The 5,844-nt window shown below is 52.0% G+C and carries 2 protein-coding genes and 4 pseudogenes; 3 read left to right on the top strand and 3 right to left on the bottom strand.

Annotation, left to right across the window (positions count from 1 at the left end):
• Nucleotides 1–157: 157 nt before the first annotated feature.
• The 3 genes and pseudogenes from isdE (FYJ34_RS11545) to FYJ34_RS11535 all read left to right on the top strand — a co-directional run.
• Nucleotides 158–1,119: pseudogene (gene isdE / locus FYJ34_RS11545) on the top strand (heme ABC transporter substrate-binding protein IsdE); the annotation flags it as partial.
• 15 nt (nucleotides 1,120–1,134) lie between these two features.
• Nucleotides 1,135–2,190: pseudogene (locus tag FYJ34_RS15565) on the top strand (FecCD family ABC transporter permease).
• Complete coding sequence (locus tag FYJ34_RS11535; RefSeq protein WP_235899505.1) at nucleotides 2,180–2,710, top strand: ATP-binding cassette domain-containing protein; 531 nt, start codon at nucleotides 2,180–2,182, stop codon at nucleotides 2,708–2,710. Before FYJ34_RS15565 ends, FYJ34_RS11535 begins: the two are co-directional and overlap by 11 nt.
• A gap of 92 nt (nucleotides 2,711–2,802) precedes the next feature.
• Here the strand turns inward: FYJ34_RS11535 and FYJ34_RS11530 are convergent, their stop codons facing one another.
• From FYJ34_RS11530 to isdE (FYJ34_RS11520), 3 genes and pseudogenes are all read right to left on the bottom strand, one after another.
• A complete protein-coding gene (locus FYJ34_RS11530; protein WP_235899504.1) occupies nucleotides 2,803–3,171 on the bottom strand; it encodes an ATP-binding cassette domain-containing protein in 369 nt (122 codons plus the stop codon).
• 75 nt (nucleotides 3,172–3,246) lie between these two features.
• Nucleotides 3,247–4,304: pseudogene (locus FYJ34_RS15185) on the bottom strand (FecCD family ABC transporter permease).
• Nucleotides 4,305–4,319: 15 nt separating this feature from the next.
• A pseudogene (gene isdE, locus FYJ34_RS11520) lies at nucleotides 4,320–5,365 on the bottom strand (heme ABC transporter substrate-binding protein IsdE).
• Nucleotides 5,366–5,844: the final 479 nt, after the last annotated feature.

Genomic DNA, 5,844 nt, shown 5'->3' with positions numbered 1-5,844 from the left:
ACTATCTGAAAAGAGCAGCCGTTCTTTTCTTGCTCTGGTGCTGCTGCTGTCTCTGGCAGCTGTCTCTGGCAGGCTGTGGATCAGAAGCGGGAAAAACAAAGACCGGTTCCGATAAAAAACTTCTTCAGAGAACGCTGCAGGTGCAGACAGCGATGTAAACATGCTGCTGAAGATCGACGATCAGGAAGAAAAAGCAGCGGTGGAAGCGGCGAAGAAAAAAGTACAGTCCATGAAAAGAGAACCGAGGATCATTGCAACGTCTCCGGCGACGGCAGATATCTGTGACAAACTGGAACTTTCTCTGACAGGCGTGTGCACAAGTACGGTATCCACGATCCCAAAGCGGTATAAAAATGTGGAAACCGTGGGACAGCCATGAGTCCGGACATGGAAACGGTGGCGTCTTTGGATCCGGACTGGATCTTGAGCCCCATATCCTTACAGGGGGATCTGCAGCCGAAATACGAGGCGATCGATACGGACTGGGCGTTTTTAAATCTCAGGAGCGTACCGGGGATGTACCGCTCCATTCAGGAACTGGGAGAAATTTTTGACAGAAAAGAGCAGGCGCAGAAACTGGTGGATGAGTTTGCAAAATTTTACAAAGAGTACAAGGAAAAGAACCGGGGAAAAGACCGTCCCAAGGTAATGATCCTGATGGGACTTCCAGGCTCCTATATCATTGCAACGCCAAATTCTTACGTGGGAAGTCTGGTGGAGCTGGCAGGCGGAGAGAATGTGTATTCCGATGAGGAACAGGAATTTCTGACAGTCAATACCGAAGATATGAAGACCAAAGAACCGGATATTATTTTGCGGGCTGCCCATGCGCTTCCGGATCAGGTGGTGGAAATGTTCCAGAAGGACTTTGCAGAAAATGATATCTGGCAGCACTTTGAAGCGGTCAAAAACGGCAGGGTCTATGACCTGACCTATGAATATTTCGGTATGAGCGCCACGTTCAGATATCCGCAGGCGCTGGAAGAACTGCAGCCGATCCTGTATCCGGAGAGTGAGGCGGATGCACAGAAAGCCAGGGACAACAGCGACGGGGCACAGAAGAAAGCAAAGGATTCCAAGGCGACGGAAATCTATGAGGAACAGAAGGACGGCAGATAGGGAGGAGGGAAGCGGATGACAGAAACGGTGTTGGAAAACACTTCCGGAAAGGCAGCCAAAGATCCATCCGGGCAGGCGAAGGCGAAGAGCCGGACGGCAAAAGCGGCTGTTTCATTTGTCGTGATGACGGTGCTTTTGGCGGCGCTGTTCTTTGGGGCAGTCAATATCGGGAGCCTGAAAGTCAGCTTTTTGGAATTGGCGAAAGGATTATTTACAGCATATAATGAGAAGGTAGCAACAATCTATGACCTGCGGTTTCCGCGTATCGTACTCTCTTTGCTGGCAGGGGCGGCGATCGCAGTATCCGGCGTACTGTTTCAGGCGGTGCTTAAGAATCCGCTTGCCGATCCGGGGATTATCGGGATCTCCAGCGGCGCAGGCTTTGCGGCAGTGATGATCACGGCATTTGCACCTGCTTTCTTCTTTTTGTACCACTGTTTGCATTTCTGGGGGGCGTGATTGCTTTTGCGCTTGTGTACAGCCTGTCCTGGAAAGGAGGATTAAGCCCCCTTCGGATCATCCTTGTAGGCGTGGCGGTAAACGCCATGTTTACCGGTCTGTCCGGTGCCCTGAATGCGATGAACGGCGGCAATATGTCGGGAGTGGCTGCCATTGTCAACGGCAACATCACGATGAAGACCTGGGACGATGTAAGAATCCTGGTTCCGTATGTTGTCCCGGGGCTGGTGCTGGCGGTCCTGTTTGCAAAGACGTGCAACCTGCTGGCGCTGGAGGATAAGACGGCGAGAAGTCTGGGGATCCAGGTGAACAGGATGCGAATCCTCATTTCTCTGACTGCGGTATTGCTGGCAGGCATTTCCACAGCGGTGGTGGGAGCCATCAGCTTTCTGGTCTGATCGTCCCCATATCGGAAGGCTTCTGGTAGGAAGGAATCATAAGGTATTGCTGCCGTTCAGTGCGCTGCTGGGGGCATTTACATTTTTGCTGGCAGACACCATAGGAAGGAGTATCGCCGTTCCCTATGAAGTGCCGGCATCCATTATCATGAGTGTGGCGGGAGGACCGTTTTTTATCATCCTGTTAAGGAGGTCCGGAAAATATGGAAGATAAACGAGGAATTTCTGTTCCTGTGGAAGAGGCGGAAAGAAGAGACGACAAAAAAAGAAAATGGGCGGATAAGCCGGCCATGGAGGTACGGGATCTGCACTTTGCGTATGGCAGGAATCAGGTGCTTCAAGGTGTGTCCTTTAAAATCCGGGAGGGAAGGATCACAACCATCATGGGGGCAAACGGATGCGGGAAATCCACACTGTTTTCTCTGATGACGAAAAACCTGTATCCGAAAAAGGGAAATATTTTCCTGAAGGGAAAGAATATCCAGAATCTGAGCCTGAAAGAGCTGGCCAGGAAAGCCGCTGTCGTCTGGCAGTACAATACTGCGGCAGAGGATATTACCGTAGAGGAGCTGGTGGCATTCGGGCGGACGCCCCATAAAAGGATGATGCAGGGAGAAAGCGAGGAAGATGCGAGAATGATCGGTGGGCGCGGGGGGATTGGACCAGGAACGTGTCATAAGGACAAGTCAGGTTGGACGTGGCCTGCACCTGGACGACATACTGGATACCGATAGTCAGACACGACTGCTTTGGTGTCCTGTAGGTTTCAGCAGATCGTCATCTCCAGCGTCAGCCAGTCGGCGAAATCACACCGAAAAGTACATCGTCATCTTCCAGTCGCCCCCGCGCCATCATTCTCCTCCTCGCTTTCTCCCTGCATCATCCTTTTATGGGGCGTCCGCCCGAATGCCACCAGCTCCTCTACGGTAATATCCTCTGCCGCAGTATTGTACTGCCAGACGACAGCGGCTTTCCTGGCCAGCTCTTTCAGGCTCAGATTCTGGATATTCTTTCCCTTCAGGAAAATATTTCCCTTTTTCGGATACAGGTTTTTCGTCATCAGAGAAAACAGTGTGGATTTCCCGCATCCGTTTGCCCCCATGATGGTTGTGATCCTTCCCTCCCGGATTTTAAAGGACACACCTTGAAGCACCTGATTCCTGCCATACGCAAAGTGCAGATCCCGTACCTCCATGGCCGGCTTATCCGCCCATTTTCTTTTTTGTCGTCTCTTCTTTCCGCCTCTTCCACAGGAACAGAAATTCCTCGTTTATCTTCCATATTTTCCGGACCTCCTTAACAGGATGATAAAAAACGGTCCTCCCGCCACACTCATGATAATGGATGCCGGCACTTCATAGGGAACGGCGATACTCCTTCCTATGGTGTCTGCCAGCAAAAATGTAAATGCCCCCAGCAGCGCACTGAACGGCAGCAATACCTTATGATTCCTTCCTACCAGAAGCCTTCCGATATGGGGGACGATCAGACCCAGAAAGCTGATGGCTCCCACCACCGCTGTGGAAATGCCTGCCAGCAATACCGCAGTCAGAGAAATGAGGATTCGCATCCTGTTCACCTGGATCCCCAGACTTCTCGCCGTCTTATCCTCCAGCGCCAGCAGGTTGCACGTCTTTGCAAACAGGACCGCCAGCACCAGCCCCGGGACAACATACGGAACCAGGATTCTTACATCGTCCCAGGTCTTCATCGTGATGTTGCCGTTGACAATGGCAGCCACTCCCGACATATTGCCGCCGTTCATCGCATTCAGGGCACCGGACAGACCGGTAAACATGGCGTTTACCGCCACGCCTACAAGGATGATCCGAAGGGGCTTAATCCTCCTTTCCAGGACAGGCTGTACACAAGCGCAAAAGCAATCACGCCCCCCAGAAATGCAAACAGTGGTACAAAAAAGAAGAAAGCAGGTGCAAATGCCGTGATCATCACTGCCGCAAAGCCTGCGCCGCTGGAGATCCCGATAATCCCCGGATCGGCAAGCGGATTCTTAAGCACCGCCTGAAACAGTACGCCGGATACTGCGATCGCCGCCCCTGCCAGCAAAGAGAGTACGATACGCGGAAACCGCAGGTCATAGATTGTTGCTACCTTCTCATTATATGCTGTAAATAATCCTTTCGCCAATTCCAAAAAGCTGACTTTCAGGCTCCCGATATTGACTGCCCCAAAGAACAGCGCCGCCAAAAGCACCGTCATCACGACAAATGAAACAGCCGCTTTTGCCGTCCGGCTCTTCGCCTTCGCCTGCCCGGATGGATCTTTGGCTGCCTTTCCGGAAGTGTTTTCCAACACCGTTTCTGTCATCCGCTTCCCTCCTCCCTATCTGCCGTCCTTCTGTTCCTCATAGATTTCCGTCGCCTTGGAATCCTTTGCTTTCTTCTGTGCCCCGTCGCTGTTGTCCCTGGCTTTCTGTGCATCCGCCTCACTCTCCGGATACAGGATCGGCTGCAGTTCTTCCAGCGCCTGCGGATATCTGAACGTGGCGCTCATACCGAAATATTCATAGGTCAGGTCATAGACCCTGCCGTTTTTGACCGCTTCAAAGTGCTGCCAGATATCATTTTCTGCAAAGTCCTTCTGGAACATTTCCACCACCTGATCCGGAAGCGCATGGGCAGCCCGCAAAATAATATCCGGTTCTTTGGTCTTCATATCTTCGGTATTGACTGTCAGAAATTCCTGTTCCTCATCGGAATACACATTCTCTCCGCCTGCCAGCTCCACCAGACTTCCCACGTAAGAATTTGGCGTTGCAATGATATAGGAGCCTGGAAGTCCCATCAGGATCATTACCTTGGACGGTCTTTTCCCCGGTTCTTTTCCTTGTACTCTTTGTAAAATTTTGCAAACTCATCCACCAGTTTCTGCGCCTGCTCTTTTCTGTCAAAAATTTCTCCCAGTTCCTGAATGGAGCGGTACATCCCCGGTACGCTCCTGAGATTTAAAAACGCCCAGTCCGTATCGATCGCCTCGTATTTCGGCTGCAGATCCCCCTGTAAGGATATGGGGCTCAAGATCCAGTCCGGATCCAAAGACGCCACCGTTTCCATGTCCGGACTCATGGCTGTCCCCACGGTTTCCACATTTTTATACCGCTTTGGGATCGTGGATACCGTACTTGTGCACACGCCTGTCAGAGAAAGTTCCAGTTTGTCACAGATATCTGCCGTCGCCGGAGACGTTGCAATGATCCTCGGTTCTCTTTCATGGACTGTACTTTTTTCTTCGCCGCTTCCACCGCTGCTTTTTCTTCCTGATCGTCGATCTTCAGCAGCATGTTTACATCGCTGTCTGCACCTGCAGCGTTCTCTGAAGAAGTTTTTTATCGGAACCGGTCTTTGTTTTTCCCCGCTTCTGATCCACACAGCCTGCCAGAGACAGCAGCAGCACCAGAGCAAGAAAAAGAACGGCTGCTCTTTCAGATAGTTATTCCTGTCATCTTCTGCGCCTCCCCAACGTTTCCAGTTTCTACGGAAAACATACACGACGCCGGCTGCCGCCCCAAGCAAAATGAGGCCGGACACTACGACGGCCAGTGCGGTCTGAAAGATCCGGTTCCCGGAAGCGGCTGCTCCTTTCTTTTCTTTCACGTTTCCCCGCCTTATTTTTTGCCGTGGAAAGACTCAGCCCTTCCGCAGAATCCAGGGCGCTGTCCCCTTATTGGCAGAAGAAGTATTCTCTCCTCCCTTCGCTGCCTTCGTAATACTGCTTTGCAGCTTTTTCCCCGACGTAGCAGAGGAACTGCTTTTATCCCTGCCTTCGCACCTGAAAGAGAAGAGCCTCCGGCTCCCAGACTGCCGCTCCCGATGCTCCCGGCGTTTCTGCGGAGGCTTCCGGCCCTGCA

This window comes from Suipraeoptans intestinalis (assembly GCF_009696485.1).
GTDB lineage: Bacteria > Bacillota > Clostridia > Lachnospirales > Lachnospiraceae > Suipraeoptans > Suipraeoptans intestinalis.
The sequence above is the reverse complement of the archived record's forward strand: the minus strand, read 5'-3'. Positions and strand labels throughout refer to the sequence as shown.

Excerpts from the sequence above, each read along its gene's own strand:
- FYJ34_RS11535 (WP_235899505.1), top strand. The coding sequence starts at position 2,180 with ATGGAAGATAAACGAGGAATTTCTGTTCCTGTGGAAGAGGCGGAAAGA.
- FYJ34_RS11530 (WP_235899504.1), bottom strand. The coding sequence starts at position 3,171 with ATGGAGGTACGGGATCTGCACTTTGCGTATGGCAGGAATCAGGTGCTT.